General features: G+C 69.5%; 17 protein-coding genes. 8 read left to right on the top strand and 9 right to left on the bottom strand.

From position 1 onward, the window contains the following. Nucleotides 1–479 (top strand): hypothetical protein (locus ON26_RS20435; protein ID WP_157171961.1); only part of this gene is annotated, 479 nt, incomplete at its 5' end. A 201-nt stretch (nucleotides 480–680) separates the two neighbouring features. Here ON26_RS20435 and ON26_RS20430 read toward each other — a convergent pair. From ON26_RS20430 to ON26_RS20420, 3 genes are all read right to left on the bottom strand, one after another. Then, complete coding sequence (locus tag ON26_RS20430; protein WP_040797799.1) at nucleotides 681–1,082, bottom strand: hypothetical protein; 402 nt, start codon at nucleotides 1,080–1,082, stop codon at nucleotides 681–683. A 28-nt stretch (nucleotides 1,083–1,110) separates the two neighbouring features. Continuing rightward, nucleotides 1,111–1,638, bottom strand: a complete 528-nt coding sequence (locus ON26_RS20425) for a DUF3558 domain-containing protein (protein WP_083884240.1) — start codon at nucleotides 1,636–1,638, stop codon at nucleotides 1,111–1,113. A 112-nt stretch (nucleotides 1,639–1,750) separates the two neighbouring features. Continuing rightward, the gene (locus tag ON26_RS20420) at nucleotides 1,751–5,299 is read right to left on the bottom strand and encodes an amino acid adenylation domain-containing protein (protein ID WP_245545925.1); all 3,549 of its coding nucleotides are present in this window, start codon (nucleotides 5,297–5,299) and stop codon (nucleotides 1,751–1,753) included. Nucleotides 5,300–5,572: 273 nt separating this feature from the next. Here ON26_RS20420 and ON26_RS20415 point away from each other — a divergent pair, with 273 nt between their 5' ends. The 3 genes from ON26_RS20415 (at nucleotide 5,573) to ON26_RS20400 (ending at nucleotide 9,613) form a co-directional block, all read left to right on the top strand. After that, the gene (locus tag ON26_RS20415; protein ID WP_157171960.1) at nucleotides 5,573–7,207 is read left to right on the top strand and encodes an FAD-binding oxidoreductase; all 1,635 of its coding nucleotides are present in this window, start codon (nucleotides 5,573–5,575) and stop codon (nucleotides 7,205–7,207) included. A 461-nt stretch (nucleotides 7,208–7,668) separates the two neighbouring features. Next, the gene (locus ON26_RS20405) at nucleotides 7,669–8,958 is read left to right on the top strand and encodes a glycosyltransferase 87 family protein (protein ID WP_083884238.1); all 1,290 of its coding nucleotides are present in this window, start codon (nucleotides 7,669–7,671) and stop codon (nucleotides 8,956–8,958) included. A 361-nt stretch (nucleotides 8,959–9,319) separates the two neighbouring features. Next, nucleotides 9,320–9,613, top strand: a complete 294-nt coding sequence (locus tag ON26_RS20400) for a hypothetical protein (protein WP_040797797.1) — start codon at nucleotides 9,320–9,322, stop codon at nucleotides 9,611–9,613. Here the strand turns inward: ON26_RS20400 and ON26_RS20395 are convergent. Beyond that, complete coding sequence (locus tag ON26_RS20395; protein ID WP_040797796.1) at nucleotides 9,603–10,541, bottom strand: serine/threonine dehydratase; 939 nt, start codon at nucleotides 10,539–10,541, stop codon at nucleotides 9,603–9,605. The genes ON26_RS20400 and ON26_RS20395 overlap by 11 nt on opposite strands. Nucleotides 10,542–10,627: 86 nt before the next feature. Between ON26_RS20395 and ON26_RS20390 the strand changes: the two genes are divergently transcribed. Next, the gene (locus tag ON26_RS20390) at nucleotides 10,628–11,377 is read left to right on the top strand and encodes a helix-turn-helix domain-containing protein (protein ID WP_040797795.1); all 750 of its coding nucleotides are present in this window, start codon (nucleotides 10,628–10,630) and stop codon (nucleotides 11,375–11,377) included. 120 nt (nucleotides 11,378–11,497) lie between these two features. On the opposite strand, the gene ON26_RS20385 is transcribed toward ON26_RS20390, so the two are convergent. From ON26_RS20385 to ON26_RS20375, 3 genes are all read right to left on the bottom strand, one after another. Continuing rightward, on the bottom strand, nucleotides 11,498–11,890 hold the full coding sequence (locus ON26_RS20385; protein WP_040797794.1) for a VOC family protein: 393 nt from the start codon (nucleotides 11,888–11,890) through the stop codon (nucleotides 11,498–11,500). A gap of 74 nt (nucleotides 11,891–11,964) precedes the next feature. Next, nucleotides 11,965–12,381 (bottom strand): arsenate reductase ArsC, encoded by a 417-nt coding sequence (locus tag ON26_RS20380; RefSeq protein ID WP_040797793.1) that lies wholly within the window; start codon nucleotides 12,379–12,381, stop codon nucleotides 11,965–11,967. A 207-nt stretch (nucleotides 12,382–12,588) separates the two neighbouring features. Next, a complete protein-coding gene (locus tag ON26_RS20375) occupies nucleotides 12,589–13,500 on the bottom strand; it encodes an oxygenase MpaB family protein (protein WP_051027287.1) in 912 nt (303 codons plus the stop codon). 124 nt (nucleotides 13,501–13,624) lie between these two features. Between ON26_RS20375 and ON26_RS20370 the strand changes: the two genes are divergently transcribed. After that, on the top strand, nucleotides 13,625–14,371 hold the full coding sequence (locus tag ON26_RS20370; protein WP_040797792.1) for an SIR2 family NAD-dependent protein deacylase: 747 nt from the start codon (nucleotides 13,625–13,627) through the stop codon (nucleotides 14,369–14,371). 25 nt (nucleotides 14,372–14,396) lie between these two features. Here ON26_RS20370 and ON26_RS20365 read toward each other — a convergent pair whose 3' ends face one another. Together ON26_RS20365 and ON26_RS20360 are read right to left on the bottom strand one after the other, a co-directional pair. After that, nucleotides 14,397–15,695 carry a D-arabinono-1,4-lactone oxidase gene (locus ON26_RS20365; protein ID WP_040797791.1) on the bottom strand — a complete coding sequence of 433 codons (1,299 nt, stop codon included), beginning with the start codon at nucleotides 15,693–15,695 and terminating at the stop codon, nucleotides 14,397–14,399. A 54-nt stretch (nucleotides 15,696–15,749) separates the two neighbouring features. Further along, on the bottom strand, nucleotides 15,750–16,424 hold the full coding sequence (locus ON26_RS20360) for a TetR/AcrR family transcriptional regulator (RefSeq protein WP_040797790.1): 675 nt from the start codon (nucleotides 16,422–16,424) through the stop codon (nucleotides 15,750–15,752). A 97-nt stretch (nucleotides 16,425–16,521) separates the two neighbouring features. On the opposite strand from ON26_RS20360, the gene crcB reads away from it, so the two are divergent. Both crcB and ON26_RS20350 read left to right on the top strand, forming a co-directional pair. After that, the gene (gene crcB / locus ON26_RS20355) at nucleotides 16,522–16,956 is read left to right on the top strand and encodes a fluoride efflux transporter CrcB (protein ID WP_040797789.1); all 435 of its coding nucleotides are present in this window, start codon (nucleotides 16,522–16,524) and stop codon (nucleotides 16,954–16,956) included. 87 nt (nucleotides 16,957–17,043) lie between these two features. After that, nucleotides 17,044–17,406 (top strand): fluoride efflux transporter FluC, encoded by a 363-nt coding sequence (locus ON26_RS20350; protein WP_040797788.1) that lies wholly within the window; start codon nucleotides 17,044–17,046, stop codon nucleotides 17,404–17,406. The last annotated feature ends 3 nt before the right edge of the window (nucleotides 17,407–17,409 follow it).

The following is a 17,409-nucleotide window of genomic DNA, read 5'->3' as shown; positions in this document are numbered from 1 at the left end:
TGAAGCTGGTGCCGCCGGCGATCGGACCCGGCACGGTCAGAACGACATTCCCGCCCGACGTGGAGACGGTGCCCGGCACGGTACCCCCGGATGCGGTAGCCGAGACCAGCGTCGAATTCGCGGGAGTCGGGAACGTCATCTTCAGGTTGCTGATGTTGTTCACGGTGAAGCCGGAAGCCGAACTGGGCACTGACGAGACGCCCGGCGTGAGGGTGATGGCCACCGCGGAACCCGACGCCGCCGAGCTCGGCGCGGTGCCGGTTACCGATGTGCTCATGCTCGAGGTCTGGCCGATGCCGAGGATCGTGCCGCGGCAGCTCCAGTTCACGCTGACGGTGGCGGCATTCGCCGGCGTGACCGTGCAGAACACCGTGGCGACGGCGACCGGGGCAAGAACGGCGGCGCGAAGCAGGGATGAGGATCTCATGGCTATCTCCAGGAAATGTCGGGCAACGGTGCGACGGGATGTCGAACCGTAAAAGCAGATATGTGAAATATAGCCCGTTCTCATGCCCTGGTGGCCGAAATGGCCATTATGAAAGGGGTGAAATATAATTATCTATTGTTGAATATCGCGCGGGAATAGTTAATTCCGGAAAGGTTTCTCGTCGGGCTGAACTCATCGATGTCGCGAATCGGCCGCCGCGGGGGAGTTTTCGAGCGTCTCGCGTAGGGGCGAGTCAGCCTGCCTGATCGGTCTGTGCGTTCATCTGCTGGCTGTTGCTCTGGTCGACGTTCTGTAGTTCGCCGATCGCGGCGAGGTAGGCGTCGCGCATCGTCTCGACGATCTCGATGTGCTGCTGTATCCGGAAAATGGCGTTGTCGTTGGGATCGTGATCGGCACCGCCTACGGCCTTCTTCTGGAACTTCTGCTGCAACTGCTGGGCTGACGGAAGACCGCCGTACCCCGAGAGATACTGGAGGCCATCTGCGTCACCCTTGATTTGGCGCAGTTCGCGCAAAAGCGCGTCACACCGGCCGGCTAGCGCACTCCCGATGTCTCTGTCGAGCTTGAATTCCCCGTCTATGCCCTGCTGTTTGAAGGTCTGCCACGTCTTCAACTGCTCTTGTGTGTCCGCCATGAGAACGTATCCCTCCGGTGGTGTTCGGCTACTTCGGCAAGTGCCGTTCTAGGTCGGTCGCGTGTTCCACCGCGAGTGCGCACAGATCCTGGGGTGGCGTGTCGCCGAGCCAGCGGACCACGACGGAGAACATGCCCTGCGCCGCAGAAAAGTTGACGTAGCAGTTCTCACCAGCGGTATCGGAGGCGTTGCGGTTGATCAGCGCCGGACGGCCGCCAACGGACGTATCCCCCAGGATGACGATGGTCTTGTTCGCACGCGTCTGTTCGAGGGTCTTGCTGCTGGACATCAGATCCGTCCGGTACGGTCCGCCGTCAGCGTTCCATCCACAGACCCGCCACGATGAGATCTCACTCGGATTGACGATGTTGCGTTCGGTCGACGGGTCGAGCCCGGTCTCGACCAGCCATTCGTCGGGCACATCGGTGCAGGGATCGAGCAAATCGTCCATCGTCTGTGATTGCGTGGCAGGCGTGGCGGTGCCCTCCGTACCGCCGCCACACCCGGCGAGCGCGAGAGCGGCTGTTGCGGCGATGGCAGCGCGAACGATGCGCATGTGTTCCCTCCCTGAGGGTCGGCAGACGGACGTCACGATATCTGACGCACCGGAGACCGCCACGGTTCCAATTGCCCGGGATCCGCGCCGTAGCGGTCGTTCGGCTGGTTCGCTAGCCGGACAGCGTCGGCCGGGAGGGGGCGGGCAGGAAGCCGGTGGTGCGGAAGGCCCGGATGTAGGTGTCGAGGTCGGCGGGGGTGAGGGTGGGGCAGTCGATGCCGGTGCCGCGGAGGGTGGCTCGGGTGTTGGTGTCGTCGAAGTCGAGGGTGGCGATGCCGTCGGTGTAGCCGGTGCTGAGGAGGGCGGCGCGGACGAGGGTGTCGTCGCCCGCGGCGTCGCGGCGATGGGCTTCGCGGTGGAGCAGGGCACTGAGCTCGGCGGGGTCGGCGGTGGTGATGTCGAAGCCGTTGCGGCGCAGGGCGTCGAGGACCTCGGCTACCGGGACGGGCCTGCGGTTGACGAGGTGGAACGCGGTGGCGCGGGGGGCGCGCAGGGAGATCTCGACGAGGGCGCGGGCGACGTAGGTGACGGGGGCGAGGGAGACGGTGGCGTCGGCCACGTCGGGGGCGGCGCCGAGGAGGGCGGCGGCGCGGATCATGTTCCAGAAGCTGTCGTCGGGGTTGTGGGCGCCGAATTGCAGGTCGCCGGAGATCAATCCGGGGCGGTAGACGCGCACGGGCAGGCCGCGGTCGCGGGCCTGGAACAGCAGTTGTTCGGCGGTCCACTTGCTGATGATGTAGCCGCTGTCGACGAGATCGGCTGCCGCGCGGGCGACGTCCTCGGTGACGGGGGTGGACTCGCCCGCCGCGACGACGGTGCCGGTGGTGGAGACGAAGTGGACCGGCTTGGCGTGTGCGGTGGTGGCCAGGCGCAGGATTTCCCTGGTGCCCTCGACATTGGCCTGGCGCAGCCTGGCATACGGCTCGAGATGGTTGACGCGGGCGCCGTTGTGATAGATCACGTGGATCTGCTCGGCCAGGCGCGCACGGTCGGGAGCGGACAGGCCGAGATCGGGGGCGGCGAGATCGCCGGGTACCGCGACGATCCTGGTCGCGAAGCCGGGTTCCCAGAGTCGGTAGTTCTCCAGCGTGGCGTGGATGCGAGCCATGCCGTGTTCGGCGCCGGCGGCGCGCACCAGGCACCAGACGCGGGCGGTGGTGCGGTCGAGCAGTTCGCGCAGCAGATAGGCGCCGAGGAAACCGGTGGCGCCGGTGAGCAGGACGTCGGTGGCGGGGCCGCGATGGGTGGGCAGGCCGGCGGGGGTGATGTCGGGATCGAGGGCGGTGTCGGCGAGCGGGCCTTCGATGCGGGCCGGCGCCGGATTCTCGCGGAGGCGGCGGGCGAGTTCGGCGACGGTGCCGGCTTCGAGCAGGGTCGTGACCGGGACTTCGGCGTCGAGGCGGGTGGCGAGGGCGCGTTGCAGGCCGAACATGCGCAGCGACGTGCCGCCGAGGGCGAAGAAGTCGTCGTCCACGCCGATCCGGGGCAGGCCGAGCACCTCGGCGAAGGCGGCGGCGACGGCATGTTCCACCTTGTCGCGCGGCGCGCGATAGGCGGTCGTGACCTCGGGGGCGGGCAGTGCGGCGCGGTCGAGTTTGCCGTGGGCGGTCAGCGGCAGTGTGTCGAGGGTGACCACGAGTGACGGAACCATGTAGTGCGGCAGGGTCTTCGCGACGGCGTCGCGGACCGCGGCGTGATCGTCGGTGCCGGTGACATAGGCGACCAGTTGCCGGGTGCCGCCGACGTCCTCGCGAGCCAGCACGGCGGCGTGCCGCACGCCGGGCGCGGCCAGCACGGCGGTCTCCACTTCGCCGAGTTCCACCCGGAAGCCGCGCACCTGCACCTGGTCGTCGGCGCGGCCGAGGTAGCGCAGTGTGCCGTCGCGACCCCATGCCCCCAGATCGCCGGTGCGGTAGAGGCGGGTGCCCCCGCCCAGTGGGTCGGCGACGAAGCGGGTCGCGGTGAGGTCGGGGCGGTGGTGGTAGCCGCGGGCGACCTGGACACCGGCGAGATAGATCTCGCCGGTGACGCCGAAGGGGACCGGATGCAGGCGCTGGTCGAGGACGAGCACGCGCAGGCCCGGTAGTCCGGTGCCGATGCCGCCCGGGCCGTTGCCGGTCAGTTCCTGGTAGGTGGCGTGCACGGTGGTCTCGGTGGTGCCGTACATGTTCACCAGGCGCGGGGAGTCGTCGCCGTGGCGGTCGAACCAGTCGGTGAGGCTGCGCGGGTCCAAGGCCTCGCCGCCGAAGACGATGTGACGCAACGAGAGCGGTTCGTCGCTGTCGCGGTCGGCGGCGCACAACTGGTGGAACGCCGAGGGGGTCTGGTTGAGCACGGTGACCCGTTCGGCGCTGAGCAGAGCGCGGAACCGGGCGGGGGAGCGGGCGATGTCGAGGTCGACGAGGTGGACACGGCCGCCGTGCAGCAGCGCGCCCCAGAGTTCCCACACCGAGAAGTCGAAGGCATACGAGTGGAACATCGTCCACACATCGGTGTGGTCGAAGTCGAACAGGGCGCGGGTGCTGTCGAACAGGGCGAGGACGTTGCGGTGCGGGATCTGCACGCCCTTGGGGCGGCCGGTGGAACCGCTGGTGTAGATGACGTAGGCGAGGTGGTCGGGGTGCAGCGGGGCACGGCGTTCCTCGTCGGTGATCGGCTCGCTCGACAGGGCCTTCTCGTCGTCCACCGTGACGATCGGCAGATTGATCGGCACGTCCGCCGCCACATCGGTGAGCGCGCACACCGGCCTGGCGTCGTCGAGCAGATAGACGATGCGTTCGGCGGGGTAGGCCGGGTCGATCGGCAGATACGCACCGCCCGCCTTGACGACCGCCAGCAGGGCCACCACGAGATCCAGGCCGCGCGGCAACAGGACGGCGGTGATCGTCTCCGGGCCGACACCGTGGGCGATCAGCCTGCGCGCCAGGCGATTCGCGCGTTCGTCGAGTTCGGCGTAGGTCCATCGGCCGTCGTGGGCGCTGACGGCGATCTCGTCGGGACAACGCGAGGCCACGGCGTCGAACAGGTCGGCCAGGGTTTGCGGTGGCGCGGGTTCGGGGGCAGGCGAGGGGCGGAAATGCCAGGAGGACAACAACAGTCGCACCAGCCGGGTCGCCGCACCCTCCTGCTGCTCGACCGGCGCGAACAGATCGAGTTCGGCCGGGAGCGCGTCGTAGGGCGGCAGCGCGTGCGCGACCTCGTCCTGGCGTACGGTGACGATCTCGACGCCCTCGGGCCCGCCGCGGGTGCACAGCCAGGCCGGATCGCCGGGGCCCACCGGACGCACCCGCTCGGCCTGCACGATCGGCTCTCCGAGATGCTGTTCGGCTTCGGTCCGCAGGCGTGGATCGTCCATGAGCAGCCAGGTGATCGAACCCGCGGGTTCGTGGGCGAGATCGCGGGCGGTGGTGATGCCGAGGCGGGCGCGGGACAGGAGTTGCGGGTCGCAGGGACCGAACGCCGCCCCTACCTTGGCCACCGCCCACATCGCCGTCACCGCGTCCACGGGTGACGAGACGGCGAGGACCACCAGATCGCGGGCCCCGATCCCGCGCGCGAGCAGGATGCGCGCCCATCGTGTCGACCGCTTGTCGAGTTCGCGGCGGCTGACTCCGAGGGTGACCAGAACGCTGTCGGGGTCGGCTTCCACAGCAGCGCTCACTATTCGCGACAGGTTCGCATAGCGAACACGCCGCGACACGGTCCGCATTCGTGCCGGAACCTGTCGCGGCACTCCGTCAGACCGCACTGCTCACCACTCCGAATCCCGATCAGGTCACCTGATCGAAACGAAAGCTACCCGGCGCGGAGCGCTCGTGCATCTCCTACGGCGCGGATCACTCGATAGCCCGACGCGCCGTCTCCGGTGCGGCCCGGGACGACCTGCGGGTTAGCGTGGTCGGGCGGACCTACGAAACGACCGAGGGGATCACGAATGCCGGTGACACGCAGGGGTTTCATGGTGGCGGCCGCGGCAGGCGGCGCCGCGGCGATGCTGGGTGCGCCGCAGGCGGGCGCGGCCGTGCCGGTCGTCGAGCCGGGCGACCCCCGCTATCTCGCGCTCACCTCGCGCGGCTACAACCGCCGCTTCACCGCCCGGCCCTCCCGAATCTTCCTGCCCGCGGACACCGACGAGGTGTGTGAGGCGCTCGCGCGGGCGGTCGCCGACGACACCCGGCCCGCGGTCCGCTCGGGCGGACACTGCTTCGACGACTTCGTCGACAGCGCCGACACCCGCGCCATCATCGACCTCGGCGGCCTGACCGATGTGCACTGGGACGAGACCCACCGCGCCTTCTCGGTCGGCGCGGGCAACGACCTGGAATCGGCCTATCGCGCGCTGCGCGAAGGCTGGGGGGTCACCCTGCCGTCCGGGATCTGCCTGGGCGTCGGCCTCGGCGGGCACGTCCCGGGCGGCGGCTACGGCCCGCTGTCGCGGCGGCACGGTCTGGTCGCCGATCACCTGCACGGCGTGGAAGTGGTCACCGTCGATGCCGAGGGCAGGGCGAACGCGGTCGTCGCCACCGCCGACGGCCCGCATCGCGACCTGTGGTGGGCGCACACCGGCGGTGGCGGCGGCAATTTCGGTGTGGTGACCCGATTCCTGTTCCGGTCCCGCGGTTCCGACGGCGCCGATCCGCGCGGCGCGCTGCCCGCCCCGCCCGCCTCGATACTGTCCACCCGGCTGACCCTCCCGGTGCTCGGCGAAGCCGATTTCGTGCGGTTCCTCGGCAACTACCTGCGTTTCTTCGAGCGGCACAGCGCGCCGGGCAATCGCTTCGACGGTCTGTACGCGCCGATGAGCTTCCGCACCACCGGAACCGCGTACGCGCAGATGCTGATCCTGGTCGCCGACGACTCCCCGGCCACCGGAGCCCCCGCCGCGGGCTCCTCGGATGCCGGATCCTCGGGCGGCGGGACCGCAGCCGGATCGCCCGAAGCGCGAGCTGTCCACGACGAGTTCATGGCCGCGCTCCTGGACGGCGTCGGCGCGACGCCCACGGTGCAGCCGCCGGCCAGCCTGTCCTACGCCGACACCCTCGGCCAGGTCTATTACCCGAAAGCGCCGTCGATGCGACGGGTGAAGGTGAAGGCCGCCTTCCTGCGCCGCGCCTACTCCGACGACCAACTGCGCACCCTCTACCGGCATCTGGTCGACCTCGCCGCTGTCGGCGACACCGAAGTGGAGTTCCTGCCGCTGGGCGGGGCTGTCAACGCGCTCGCCCCCGACGCCACCGCCATGCCCGCGCGGGATTCGTTCCTGCAGATGCTCATCCACTCCGCCTGGCAGTTGCCGCTGGACGACGACAGGCACCTGAACTGGACCAGGCAGACCTTCGCCGACCTCTACGCCGACACCGGCGGGGTCCCCGTGCCGGATGTGAACAACGGCGGCTGTTACATCAACTACCCCGACCCGGACATGGCCGACCCGCAATGGAACCGCTCCGGAATGCCTTGGCACCGCTTCTATTACGGCGACAACTACCCGGAACTGCTGCGCATCAAGCAGACCTGGGATCCGCGCGGAGTGTTCCGCCACCGCCTCTCGATCGGGCGGCCCGGCTGAGCAACCGCCCGCCCCCGCACCGACCGGACGAGCAGGATCAGCCCGGGCGCGGACGCGATCAGAGCAGTGCGAGCACCCGGCACGGCCCGCCGGTGCCGCCGACGTGTTCGGGCGCGCCCACCACGACGGTCGCGCCGGCGGGCGGCACGGTGCCGAGCCCGGCGAGCATCTCCCCTCCCGTAGCGGCCCGCGCCCGGCACGGCGGTGTGCGTGGCGTAGTCGACGGCGCGGCCGTGGTCGATGCCCAGGGTGTCCACCCCGACGCCGACGGTGTCGTGTTCGGCGATCAGATACTCGGCGGCCGCCACGTCGATGCCGGGCGCTGTGACCGTACCGCCGCGGCGCTCACGCGGCGGGCGACTTCACCGAATCCACCCGTTATCCGGGGGCAACCGCCTGAGCAGCGCGGATCTGGCGACTGCTGCCGATGCGAGCCGAACAGGTCCGTATAGTCGGCGCGGATGAGTAGTTCTGTTCGCGAGAGTGCGCCCAGGCCGTCGGACCGCCGCCTGGGGGCTGCGGCATGGCTGGCGCCGTTGCTGCTCGTCGTGTTCTCCACCGTGTGCCTGACCAAGCCGCTGTGGCCGTTCGAGGAGATCACCGGCGGCTTCATCGACTTGCAGGTCTATCGGCTCGGGGTCGATGCCCTGCGCGACGGTGGCGACATGTACGGCCAGCTACCGCAGACGACGATAGGCATCGGCCTGCCGTTCATCTATCCGCCCTTCGCGGCGCTGGTGCTCGCGCCCTTCGCGCTGCTGCCCTGGGACATCGCCGCCTTCGCCTTCTTCCTCACCTCGGTGGCGGCGCTGGCGCTCACGCTGTACCTGGTGGCGCGCCGAGTCTGGCCGGGGGAAGAACAGCGGCGCACCGCCCTGTTCGCCACCGCCTGTGCGGTGCCGCTGGCGATGCTGCTCGAACCGACCCATTCCACCCTGGATTTCGGCCAGGTGAACCTGCTGCTGATGGCGCTGGTGGCCGCCGACTGCCTGACCGAGAAGCCGAAGTGGCGGCGCGGCATCCTGGTCGGCATCGCGGCCGCGGTCAAGCTGACCCCGGCCGCGTTCGTGCTCTACTTCCTGATCCGCAAGGACTACAAGGCCGCGATCACCGCGGCGATCACCGGCGCCGTGGCGACCGCGCTGAGCTTCGCGATCCTGCCCAGCGCCTCGATGACCTACTGGTTCGGCGGTATGAACGTCGACGGGCTCAGCGGCTCGGCCTTCCACACCAATCAGTCCATCCAGGCCGTGCTGGCGCGCCTGAAGGTGCCCGAGCCCGCGTTCACGCTGATCTGGCTCGCGGTGGGTGCGCTGGTGCTCGCGCTGGTGATCGTGGCCATGCGCCGGGCAGCTGATCTGCCCGCGCTGGCGCTGGCCATCAATGCCGTGTTCACCCTCCTGGTGTCGCCGATCTCCTGGTCGCATCACTGGGTGTGGATCGCGCCCGCGCTGTTCGCGGTCGTCGCCTACGCGGTACGCATGCCGTGGCGGCGGGCGATCGCACCCTGCGCGGTCGCGGCGGTGACAGCCGCGGTGTTCGTCTACGGGCCGCAGAACTGGTTGCCCAACGGTGAGGACCGGGAATCGGAGTGGACGGGAACGCAGCATCTCGTCGGCAACACCTACGTGTGGCTGAGTGTGCTGCTGGTCGTGCTGTTCGTGCTCGCCTCGCGGCGCGCCACCCACGCCCCGGCCGTGCCGCCGCGGGCCACCGAGCGGGAGCGGGAGCCGCAGCCGGTCTCGCCGTGATCGGGCCGTCCGGCTCGCGAGGCGGGAAGTTGGCGCTGCCTACCGCCCGGTGACGAGGAGGCCGAGCGGGGCAGCCGTCGAAGAGTCAACACCACGATTCTGAGACAGCGGCCCGGTCGAGCATGAGAGTCCCCTGAGAACAGGTCACGAAATGCTCTCCTCCGGCACGGATTCGCCGTGGTTCGAGAAATATCCGAGGGTTTGCTAGTAGCATGCTCGACGGCGGTTCGCGTGATCGATCGCTTCCGATCTTCCGGCCCGGCGTTCGAGCAGCGGGCCGGCCGCGGCCGGTGGTACTCGGCGACACAGGTTTCATCCCGTATGTATTCGAGCACGCTGACTTTCGAAGAGGGGTACGGCTGTGAGCACGGTTCTCTCTGCGGCGCACGACATCTACGGCACGGTTCTCGCCCAGGTCGGTAATCCGACCCCGGAGGCGCCTCCGATGGCGGACAAGATTCTCGAAATGACCCGCTATTTCACCTGGTTCACACTGCTGTCCGGGGTCAGCGCGATCACCTTCGCCGGTGGCCGCTTCGCCTGGGAGAAGTGGACCGGCGGCGCGCTGCAGTCGCCGAAGATGGTGGCCGGGGCGATGCTCGGCGGGACCGTCGCCACCAGCGCGGGCACCATCATGAACGCCGTCATGGGATGAGGTCGGCGGGGTCGGTATTGGCCCCGCACAACACGACACAGACCCGCTCGCCCGCGGCCGGGCGGTAGGCACCCGACCGGAGCGCGGCCAGTGCGGTGGCGGCGGCGTGTTCGACCGCGAGCCGCCGCTCCTCCCACAGCGCGCGCCGGGTGGCGACGATCTGGGAATCGGTGACCAGCACCGAGACGGTGTCGCTGAGCCGCGCCGCCCGCAGCGCCATTGCGGTGGCCCGGCGTGCGCCGAGCGAGTCGGCGGCGATCGAATCGATCTCGACATCGACCGGATGTCCTGCCTCGAGTGCGGCGTTCAAGGCGCGGCAACGCACCGGTTCGACAGCCACCGTACGGATTCCGTGTCGCGCGGCCGCCGTGGCGACTCCGGCGAACAGCCCGCCGCCCCCGGCCGCGACCACCACGGTGTCGAGGTCGGGCAACTCCCGGTGGATCTCGGTCAGCAGCGTTCCCGCGCCCGCGGCGATCAGCGGGTGGTCGTAGGCGTGCGATTCGAGCGCTCCCGCCTCGGCGGCGAACGCCCGGCTCGCGGCGAGCGCCTGCGAGTACTCCGAGCCTTCCAACCGCACCTGCGCGCCGTAACTGTGCAGGCGCTCCACCTTGACGGCAGGCGCGGTGGCCGGCAGGAATACCGTGGCGGGCACACCCACTCGCGCCGCTGCCCACGCGCAGGCCAGGCCGGCATTCCCGCCCGAGGCGATGGTCACCCCCGCCGCGGGCATGGTCCCGGAGAGATGATGCGCCTCAACGAAATTCGCCGCACCGCGGGCCTTGAACGAGCCGGTGTGCTGCAGTAGTTCGAGTGCCAGCCACTGCGTATCCGTGGGATCGGCGCGGGCGACCGTGATCGGGCGGACGAGCCCGGTGATCCGGTCGGCGGCTGCCTCGATGTCTGCGTACTCCAGTTCTTCTGCCACCCGCTCGATTCTGACACCGGATCCTCGCCCGCGTGCGCCGCGCGCAGGCCGGTGACGATGTCGGAGGTCTGGTCTAGGGTCGTGACGTGGCCGACGGTGTGGGCGGATACCGGGAACGGCCGTCCCGGCTCGACGGGGCGGTCGTCTGGACCCGGACCGTGGTGTCCGGCGACTGCGCTCCGGTGCTGCCCGACGGCTCGATCGACCTGCTGTGGCGGGCGGGCACCCTGCTGGTGGCCGGGCCCGACACCGGCCCGCACCATCCGGAAGCGCCGCCGGGCACACGGTTCGCCGGCGTGCGGTTCCACCCGGGCAGCGCACCGCAACTGCTCGGCGTGCCCGCTCACGAACTGCGCGACCGGCGAATCGAACTCGCGGACCTCTGGCCCGCCGCGAGGGTGCGTGCGCTCACCGCGGAGGTGAACGCCGCGCACGATCCGGCCGCCGCTCTGGAGGCCGTCGCACTGCGCCGTGCCGCCGAACTCGGCGCACTCGACCCCCTGCCACGCCTGGTGGTCGCGACGTTGGCATCGGGGGCGTCGGTCGCCGCCACGGCCGAGGCCGCCGGCATCGGCGCCCGGGCACTGCACCGGCGATCGCTGGCCGCGTTCGGCTACGGCCCCAAGACGCTGGCGCGCATCCTGCGCATGCGCCGCGCGCTGGCCGCGGCCCGTGCCGGGATGCCGCTCGCTCTCGCCGCCGCGCACGCGGGCTACGCCGACCAGGCGCATTTCACCCGTGAGGTGACCCAGCTGGCGGGCAGCCCGCCCGGCCTGCTGATCGGTGGGTCGCCTCCGGTTCGGCCACGCGACGGCGCTCGGCCCAGCGGTGCGTAGAGGCAGGCCCACGGCGCGTGCGGACCAGGCGTGTCGGGCAAAGAAGCGCGCGGTGCGTCGCGGCAGGGTCGCCGTGCGCTGCCGGCTCGGTTCAGCGGCGGGCCGGCGGTGCGCAGAAGCTCAGTCCAGCGGCGCGTAGAGATCGACGCCGTTGCCGTCCGGGTCGGCGACGGTGGCATAGCGCTGCCCCCAGAACGCATTCCATGGCTTCAGCTCGCCGGTATACCCCGCCGCGACGAGCCCGGCGTACACCGCATCCACCTCGGCCGCATCGGCGCAGCGGAACGCCAGGCCGATCCGGCCGCCTCCGGTGGGCGGGCGCCACTCGGGATGGAAGGAGCGGATGGTCGCCTCGGTGTCGAAGGTGATCCGCAGCCCTCCGGGCAGAGTGGCTTCGACATGGGGTTGCTCCTCGGCGCGGTCGGGGAACTCGAGCCCGAGCCTGCGGTAGAAGGCCAGCGAGGCGGCCATGTCGGAGGTGATGATGCCGAGGACGTCCAGTTGCGGGGTCATGGCTTCACCGTAGGCAGGGCGCCGGTGCCCGGTCTTGAACGAATCGGACGCCGGGTGCCGAGGGGAGCGACAGGTCAGAGCGCGCTGGAGGGGAGCAGTTCGCCGATGAGGTTCTCCCCCAGAATGCGGATGTGGTCGCGGATGCCGCGAACGACCTCGATGGACTCGCCCTGCGGGTCGGGCAGGTTCCAGTCGCGATAGCTGATGCCGGGAAAGTACGGGCACGCGTCGCCGCAGCCGCCGATGGTGACGACCACATCGGAGATGCCGACCGCTTCGTCGGTGAGCCTGCGCGGGGTGTGCGCGGACAGGTCGATGCCGACCTCGGCCATGACGGCCACGACGGTCGGGTCGAGTGTGTCGGCCGGGTCGACACCGGCCGAGCGGGCCTCCAAGCGGTCACCGGCCAGCGCGTCCAGAAACCCGGCTGCCATCTGCGAGCGGGCCGCGTTGTGCACGCAGACGAACAGCACACTGGGTTTGTGAGCCATCGGTATGCCTTTCGGGGTGGAGCGGTCCAGCGGTGGTGCACGACTCCCACGGCGCGCCGCGGAGCCGAAACGCTGTCGTAGCGTACGGGATACACGCCGACGCACCCGCATTTCGCGCCATCGCGCGAGGCAGGCCCGCGACAGACGAAGACCGCCGCGACGTCGTTGTCGCGGCGGTCTTCGCGCCGGCCTCGGCGAGGCCGACGATCAGATGGGGCGAGTCCGGATGACCTTGCGCAGCCGTGCCCGGTCGCGTTCCACCTTGCGCGCTTCGTAGGCGATCGGGAAGTAGCGCAGCCGCTCGGGCAGCAGCGGCACGAGGCGGGCCAGGAACCAGCCGAGGATGACGAGCTTGCGCTCGTCGGCGGCGGTCCACTCCAGCCCCAGCTTGCGGCGGGCGACCTCGGGGGTGGTGCCGACGGTGCAGAAGTACTGCATCCGGCCCAGCGGCGCGGAGGCGACTTTCCACGCCGGGCGCAGGACCTTCGGCAGCGGCTTGGGCGCAGCGATCGAGCGGATGGTGCGCAGGTAATCCCGCGCGGTGTCGGTGGCCTGCAGGTGGTTCTCGACCACGTCCTCGAAGAACTTCTCGAAGGCGGCGTAGTCGGCGGGGATCTCCTTGGGCGCCACCGAGAAGTTGCGCATCAGCTGCAGCCCCTCCTCGTAGTACTCCTGCTTCTCGGCATCGGTCATCGGACGCTTGCTGAAGTACTTGGCGTTCTTGGTGAAGGCGTAGGTGCCGGTGTGCAGCACCCAGGCCCAGGAGAAGGAGTTGAGAGCCTGGTGCTTGAAGCCGGAGGCGTCGACGGTGTTGAGCGAGGCGTGCATGCTGCGTAGCCGGTCTGCCTCGGCGATGCCCTCCTCGCCCGCGTAGACCCACATCATGACCGACGACAGGCTGCGCAGGGCGCGGCCCATCGGGTCGGTGCGGAAGGTCGAGTGCTCGTCGACGACGGCCGAGATGGTCGGCTCCATGGTCTGCAGCAGGAAGGCCGAGCCTGCGGTCAGGGAGAAGGTGATCAGGCCGGTCTCATCCCACATGCGGGTGCCGGGATGGAACGGCCGCCGGGGCGGCAGCTTCGGCGCGGGGCTCTTCTCGACTGCGGCGGACGCGGTCATCACGATCTCCTTTGATCGACCGAAATCAGAACGATGAGATAATTAGCATAGCAATCTCTCATTCTTCCGCCTAGAGAGATCGTTGCCCGATGCAACTTCTTCCCGGCCCGCCTAGGCTGGCCGCATGACGACCGACTGGCGTGCGCGCCGGGGCCGCATCGGCGTGCTCACCGGCGCGGGAATCTCCACCGACTCCGGTATTCCCGATTTCCGTGGCCCCAGCGGAGTGTGGACGAAGAACCCGATCGCGGAGTTGCTGTCCACCTATGACGCCTATCTGTCCGATCCCGATCTGCGGGTGCGGTCCTGGGAGGCGCGCCGCGACAATCCCGCCTGGCAGGCCCGGCCGAATGCCGCGCACCGCGCGCTGGTCGAGCTCGAGCGGGCGGGCCGGGCGGTCACGATCATCACCCAGAACATCGACCGGCTACACCAGCGCGCCGGATCCAAGCCCGAGCGGGTGATCGAGATCCACGGCAACATGTTCGAGGTCGTCTGCGTCGAATGTCCTTACGAGGGCACGATGGAGGAGGCTCTCGCGCGGGTCGGAGCGGGCGAACCGGACCCGCCCTGCCCCGAGTGCGGGGGCGTCCTCAAGGCCGCCACCGTCATGTTCGGCCAGCAGATGGACGAGCGCACCATGACCAGGGCGGTTCTGACGGCACAGACCAGCGACATCTTCCTGGCCGTCGGCAGTTCGCTGCAGGTCGAACCGGCTGCCTCGATGTGCTCATTGGCCGTGGACGCCGGCGCCGCGCTGATCATCGTCAACGCCGAGCCGACGCCCTACGATCGGCTGGCCACCGAGATCTTCCGCGAGCCGATCGGCACTGCTCTGCCGCGTCTGGTCGACGAGATCCTCGCCGGCTGAGCGGGCGAGTTGCCGGCCGGTTCGGTCATCGTCGGACCGGACCGAGCACCCGGTTCAGATAGTCGTTGGCGAACAGGCCCTGCGGGTCGAAGCGCTCGCGCACCCGCCGGAACCGCTCCCAGTGCGGGTAGCGCTCCCGCAGCGTGTCAGCGCTCTGGAAATGGCGCTTGCCCCAGTGTGGCCGGCCCTCGAACGAATCGAACACCGCCTCGCAGGCGCGGAAGAACGGCTGCCACGGCATGCCCCGATACTGGTGCACGGCGATGTAGCAGGTCTCGCGACCGCCCGCGGGGGAGAGCAGCGCATCGTCGGGGGCGACCCAGCGCACCTCGACCGGCATAGGGGTGTCGAAGCGGCTCGCGAGATCCTTGATCGCCCGGATCGCCTCGGCCGAATGTTCTCGTGGCAGCGCGTATTCCATCTCGGTGAACCGCACCAGCCGCGGTGAGGCGAATACCCGGTAGGAGCGATCGACCTGACGTCGGTAACTGCCCGCGTAGGCGGCCGCCTTGTGGATGAGCGGGATCGTGCGCGGCTGACTGCGTCCCAGCTTGCACAGCGCGTCGAAGAGATGATTGTTGAGCAGGATGTCGCTGCACCAGTCGACGACCGCCCCGCGCGGCTGTTCGGGCAGGTCGACGCGATTGTTGCGCTTGGTCATCGCCAGCGGGCTGTGCCCGAACATGTAGAACTCGAAGTGCTCGTTGCCGTCCACGTGGGTGTCGAGGTCGGCGAGCAGGTCTTCGACGGGTTCGGGGCGTTCGATGCCCTCGAGTACGAACGCGGGCACCATGCGCAGCGTGACCGCGGTGACCACGCCGAGCGCGCCGAGTCCGACGCGGGCGGCCCGCCAGGCCTCGGGATCATCGGCTTCGTTCACCTCGATGACGCTGCCGTCGGCGCGCACGATCTCGAGCGAATGCAGTGCGGCGGAAAGGTTCTGCAGCGTGGCGCCGGTGCCGTGGGTGCCGGTGGCCGTCGCTCCGGCGATGGTCTGGACGTCGATATCGCCCAGGTTCGGGAAGGCGAGCCCGGCGGCGTGAGCGGCGGTGCTGATGGTGTTCAGGGTGGCGCCCGCCTCGACCCGGACCAGCCCGCTGTGTGCGTCGAGTTCGAGCACGCGGTTCATCCGGGACAGGTCGACGAGGACCCCATCGGTGAGCACGGTGTCGGTGAAGGAATGGCCCGCGCCAGCCACACGGACGTTCTGTCCGCTGTCGGCGGCGTGCACGAGGAGTTCGGCGACTTCGCCGGGGTCGCGTGGCATGGCGATGCGCGCCGGGGCACACTGCTGATCGCCGGCCCAGTTCACCCACTTGGTCATGCGTCCAACTGTAGTCGGGCGCTGTGACGCCCGCTACTGCGGGCGCACATGTGGCTATCGACGTCGGCCGGTGCAGGCGTGCAGCTTGGCCTGCTCGAAGTCCTCTTCGCGCAGCGGTCCCACCGGTAGTTCGATGCGGGTGACCTCGCCCGCCCGCACGCCGTTGAGCACGATGGCGGCATAGCGTTGCCAGACAACGGGATTCACCGGCTTGGCGAACTCCGCGACGGCATCGACCATGTGCACGAGCGCCAGGAAGTCCGACGGCTCGATCTCCGGCTGCAGGACGCCGGCGAGGCGGGCGCGGTCGACGATCGCGGCGATGGTGGGAGTGATCCGGTCGCGCAGATGCACGAATCGCTCCGGATCCTCGGCCAGGTCGAGTATGACCTCGCTGAAGCCGCGGTTGTCGGCGAGATGCTCGCAGGCGTACTGGAAGAACTCGACGAGTCCGAGCCACGGATCACCGTGGCGCGCGGCCTGTTCGGCCGCCTGCGCGAAATCGCACATGTTCTGCTCGAAGACCTCGGCGATGAGCTCCCGCTTGTTGGAGAACCGGCGATAGACGGTGCCGACGCCGACCCCCGCGCGCTCGGCTACGTCGTCGAGGGTGATGTCGAGTCCGCGATCGGCGAACAGTTCCCTGGCGGCGGCGACTATGCGCTGCTGATTGCGTGCGGCATCCGCCCGTAGACGCCGGGGTGGGGAAGGGGCCGCGACTTGATGCACCCCGCCATGCTAGCAACGGGCCGGCTTAACCGGAGGAAATCTCTCCGTTCTGTGCCGGATAGCATGACCGAACCGATTCGGTGAGGAGGGTCGCGGGATGAGTGCACCGCCACGGTTACCGCCGGTGGATCCGACGCTGCTGGCGGCGATCTCGGTGGGTGGCGGCCTGGGCGCGCTGCTGCGCTACTCCATCGGCGCCTGGTGGCCGACCCCCGCCGGACACCTGCCGTGGTCGACGTTCGTCGTGAACGTCACCGGCTGCTTCGCCATGGGCGTCCTGATGACACTGCTCCTGCGCGGCCGGATCTCCCATCGGCTGCTGCGGCCCTTCCTCGGGGTGGGATTCCTGGGCGGTTACACCACCTTTTCGACCTACAGCGTCGAGATTCGTACACTGCTCGAATCCGGTGCGGTGCTCGAGGCGCTCGGGTACCTGGGGGGTATGTTGATCGCCGCGCTCGCGGGGGTGGTGCTCGGTGCGGGCGCGGCTCGGTGGGTGACGGCTCGACAGGTGACAGCAGAGACCGATTGACAGGTTCGGCGACAGCACGACGGAAGGGGGCCCGACGATGATCGGCCTGCGATTCTCGCCCGGTGCGCGGATGGACGAGGTGCGCGGATGAACGTCGCGCTCGTCGTCCTGGGCGGCATGATCGGCGCCCCGGCCAGATATCTCGTCGACCGCGCCGTCGCCACCCGATTCGATTCCCGGCTGCCGCTGGGAACGCTGACCGTTAACATTGTCGGTTCGGCGGTGCTGGGCGGTTTGATCGGCGCGGACGCGGGCGGGTGGCTGCTGACAGTGGCGGGCGCCGGCTTCTGCGGCGCGTTGACGACGTTCAGCACGTTCGGCTACGAGACCATCCGTCTGATCACCGACGGCGCCTACGGCATCGCCCTGGGTTACGTCGTGATCAGCGTGGCGGCCGGTCTGGGCGCGGCGTACGCCGCCGCGTCCGGGATCGGCCGGCTGGCGGCATGATCT

It is taken from the genome of Nocardia higoensis NBRC 100133 (assembly GCF_000308595.1).
In the GTDB taxonomy this organism is placed as follows: Bacteria; Actinomycetota; Actinomycetes; order Mycobacteriales; family Mycobacteriaceae; genus Nocardia; species Nocardia higoensis.
Note: the sequence above shows the minus strand (reverse complement) of the source record. Positions and strands in the feature narration are given on the sequence as shown.

Bases quoted from the DNA above. Each gene is read 5' to 3' on its own strand.
- ON26_RS20430 (WP_040797799.1), bottom strand. From the start codon at position 1,082: ATGGCGGACACACAAGAGCAGTTGAAGACGTGGCAGACCTTCAAACAG.
- ON26_RS20425 (WP_083884240.1), bottom strand. From the start codon at position 1,638: ATGCGCATCGTTCGCGCTGCCATCGCCGCAACAGCCGCTCTCGCGCTC.
- ON26_RS20415 (WP_157171960.1), top strand. From the start codon at position 5,573: ATGCCGGTGACACGCAGGGGTTTCATGGTGGCGGCCGCGGCAGGCGGC.
- ON26_RS20405 (WP_083884238.1), top strand. From the start codon at position 7,669: ATGAGTAGTTCTGTTCGCGAGAGTGCGCCCAGGCCGTCGGACCGCCGC.
- ON26_RS20385 (WP_040797794.1), bottom strand. From the start codon at position 11,890: ATGACCCCGCAACTGGACGTCCTCGGCATCATCACCTCCGACATGGCC.
- ON26_RS20380 (WP_040797793.1), bottom strand. From the start codon at position 12,381: ATGGCTCACAAACCCAGTGTGCTGTTCGTCTGCGTGCACAACGCGGCC.
- ON26_RS20375 (WP_051027287.1), bottom strand. From the start codon at position 13,500: ATGACCGCGTCCGCCGCAGTCGAGAAGAGCCCCGCGCCGAAGCTGCCG.
- ON26_RS20370 (WP_040797792.1), top strand. From the start codon at position 13,625: ATGACGACCGACTGGCGTGCGCGCCGGGGCCGCATCGGCGTGCTCACC.
- ON26_RS20365 (WP_040797791.1), bottom strand. From the start codon at position 15,695: ATGACCAAGTGGGTGAACTGGGCCGGCGATCAGCAGTGTGCCCCGGCG.
- crcB (WP_040797789.1), top strand. From the start codon at position 16,522: ATGAGTGCACCGCCACGGTTACCGCCGGTGGATCCGACGCTGCTGGCG.
- ON26_RS20350 (WP_040797788.1), top strand. From the start codon at position 17,044: ATGAACGTCGCGCTCGTCGTCCTGGGCGGCATGATCGGCGCCCCGGCC.